Raw genomic sequence first — 3,121 nt, forward strand, 5'->3', positions numbered from 1 at the left:
CTATTGATTCAGGGTTGTCGCCATGAACACAGACAGTATCAGCCTTTAACTTCAGCTTCGCCCCCTTGATGGTTTTAATCTCTCCTGAAACCAGCCCCATTACCTGCTGCCGGATCAACGCAGAGTCCTGATAAACAGCGCCAGCCACAGACCTTGGCACCAGCAGCCCGTTATCATCATAAGCCCGGTCTGCATAGGCCTCAAAAATCAGGGGAACTGAATACCTGTCAGCTGTCTTTTGATACTTGTCATTATTTCCCAGGGCCTGAATCATAACTGCAGGTTTAAAATCCATTTGTGAAGCAGCCACAACCATCGCCTCAAACACATCATGATTGTTCATCATGTCATGATAGAGGGCACCATGAGGCTTGATGTATTTCACACGAGTTCCATGCTGCTGACAGATAGCATCCAGCGCACCGGTCTGATAGGCCACCAGATGAGTAATGCTTTCAGGACTATGGGGTATATGGCGACGACCGAAACCGACCTTGTCATTATATCCGGGGTGCGCACCGACAGTAACATTAGCTCTGGCCGCCATCGCCACGGTACGGCTCATGGTGTCCGGATCCGAAGCATGAAACCCACAGGCAATATTGGCCATATCTATCCACGGCATCACCGCTTCATCATTTCCCATTTGCCAGGGGCCATAGCTCTCCCCCATATCACAATTCAGCTGCACGGCCTCACCTGTATAGTTTGAGCACTTCTTCTGCCAGAATAGAAAGGCCTTTTTCCACCGTCTGATGATCGCGAGAGTAGGTTATCCGAAGGCACTCATGCTTATGGGCCCAGCCATCGTCAATGCCCGGAAAAAAGTAATGTCCGGATACCACCAGAACATTTCTTGCCTTCAGTCGCTCATAAAGCTCAAGACTGGAAATCGGTAACCCTTCAAACCACAACCATAAGAACATCGCCCCTTCCGGCTTATGGACATGCCAGGGAATATCACCCATTTTCTGCTTGAGGACATCAACAGCAAACAGGGCCTTCTCCTGATAGTAAGGACGGATCACATTTTCGCACAGTGGTATAATGCTATCATCGCGAATCATATCCAGAGCCAGCAAACTGCCTGTACTGTTGGGTGCCAGATTCATAATCGCATTAATACCAGACAACGCCTGAATAACCTGTTCATTGGCAATAACGATACCGGTTCTTGCCGCCGGCAATCCAAGCTTTGACAAACTCAGACAAAGAATGGTGTGCTCATTCCAGCGGGGGGTCGCTTCCGTAAAGATCAATTTGGGGAATGGCGTCCCATAGGCACCATCAATAATCATTGGAATATTGTTTGCCAGTGCTAACCCATCCAGCCGTTCAATTTCTTCATCAGTTAACACATTACCCGTGGGATTGGTTGGCCTTGAGACACACAGCGCACCAATACTGCTATCCACCTCCAGTTCAAGGAAGTTAACCCGGTACTTGAAAGTATGTTGATCGAGATGATCAATGTCAGGCTTGTTGGCAGCAAAAAAATTATCGCTTAATCCGGCATCCGCATAACCTATATATTCCGGTGCCAGCGGTAACAGAATTCGTTTATGGCTGCCATCACCGTAACTACCGGCAAACATATTAAACAACATAAAAAAAGCGGCCTGGCTGCCATTGGTCAGGGCAATATTTCTCTCTGTCAGCTGCCAGCCAAACTGCCGGTTAAGAAAAGCGGCCATTTCACGGACAAAGTCTTTTTCGCCCTGGGGAGGATCATAAGTCCCCACCAGCCGGGTAAACTCGGTCGGGCTGTCAGTAATTTTTCGCAGCCGTTGCCTGAAGACTTCTTCTACTTCAGGAATATGGGCAGGGTTGCCGCCGCCCATCATAATCATATCTTTACCATCGGCGAGGGCATTGCCCAGATCATCCATCAGTGAAAGGATGCCGGAGTGGCTGGTAAATTTTTCGCCAAAGGCAGAGAGCTTCATGCTGACCCCCGATTATTATGGTCACAGGATAATTAAAGTTGCTGTTATAACAATGGTAAGGCCAGGCTGTCTACATCACTCCGGATTATGTCCAGCATAACTCTGAGCCCGTTCACTCCTGCCGCCGGATAATTATACTATCATCGACGCATATAAAAACCGGCTCTAATCCATGAGAATAATAGCAAGTCATTATGGATCGCACTGGCATCCACTGCAGTAGTGAGAATGTCTGGAATGCATCAATTATGTACTGATTCAAAGGCGGTTATTCATAAGAACATCAGGAAGGAAATCAGGATGATAAGGTAGAGTCAGGCAATAAGGATGAGCCGCCAGACTATTACTCATAGCATGAAACAGGCTGGAGAAAAATCAGGAAGAAACAGAAATTATTACAAATCAAATATAGCGAGGGGGGGGAGAAAACAAAAAATATGGCGTCCCCTAGGGGACTCGAACCCCTGTTACCGCCGTGAAAGGGCGGTGTCCTGGGCCACTAGACGAAGGGGACGCAGACCTTCGTGCATTGCTGCAGCGGTTGCGTAGCCTAATAGCTCATCCCCACAGAGTCAACCCTTCTTTAATCTGATCGTTTTTCTTGAAAAACAGGCTTATTCCAGATTAGATGGGTGACTGATCACCGCCCGAGATAAGTATAATAATGAGGCTCAGGGACAGACTCTCGTACAAGCAGGCCAAATACACAGTCATCGTCGCTTTTATACTGGGACTGTTTTTCAGTGCCTTTCAGGTTACCCACGACTATAAAACCCAGGACAAAGGCATCGACAATGCCATTGAGGCCTACCTGGACATCAGCAAAGCACCGGCCTCTCGCATTGCCTATAACCTGGATGAAGAGCTCGCTTTAGAACTGGTGAATGGCTTGATTGAATCGCCACTGATTCTCAGCGCAATCATCACCGATTCTCACCAACAGGTTATGGCCAAAGCAGGTGACAATGATCACCCGAAAAAACAGAGTCAATTTACTGATCTTTTTTTCGGCACCACCCGAACCTACCACAAGGAACTGTCTGTCCCTTATGATCTTGAAGAAGATCTTGGCACTCTGGCCATTGTTGCAGACACCCGCCCTTCCGGTCAGGAGTTTCTGGACCGCTCCATCTTAACCCTGGTATTCGGAACCATCCGAACATTGCTGTTGGCAC

At 48.1% G+C, this 3,121-nt stretch carries 2 protein-coding genes, 1 tRNA gene and 1 pseudogene; 1 reads left to right on the forward strand and 3 read right to left on the reverse strand.

Annotation, left to right across the window (positions count from 1 at the left end; all coding sequences use genetic code 11):
- The 3 genes from RM811_RS06710 to RM811_RS06720 all read right to left on the reverse strand — a co-directional run.
- Positions 1–691, reverse strand: a 691-nt coding sequence (locus RM811_RS06710) for a 5-oxoprolinase subunit PxpA (RefSeq protein WP_402522127.1), incomplete at its 3' end; no start/stop codon positions are given.
- A 4-nt stretch (positions 692–695) separates the two neighbouring features.
- Positions 696–1,946, reverse strand: coding sequence for a valine--pyruvate transaminase (locus RM811_RS06715; RefSeq protein ID WP_402522129.1), 1,251 nt, complete (start codon positions 1,944–1,946; stop codon positions 696–698).
- A gap of 438 nt (positions 1,947–2,384) precedes the next feature.
- Positions 2,385–2,460: transfer RNA gene (locus tag RM811_RS06720), tRNA-Glu, on the reverse strand.
- Positions 2,461–2,610: 150 nt separating this feature from the next.
- On the opposite strand from RM811_RS06720, the pseudogene RM811_RS06725 reads away from it, so the two are divergent.
- Positions 2,611–3,121 (forward strand): annotated as a pseudogene (locus RM811_RS06725) (hybrid sensor histidine kinase/response regulator); the annotation flags it as partial.

This window comes from Endozoicomonas sp. (assembly GCF_031844845.1).
Taxonomy (GTDB): domain Bacteria; phylum Pseudomonadota; class Gammaproteobacteria; order Pseudomonadales; family Endozoicomonadaceae; genus Endozoicomonas.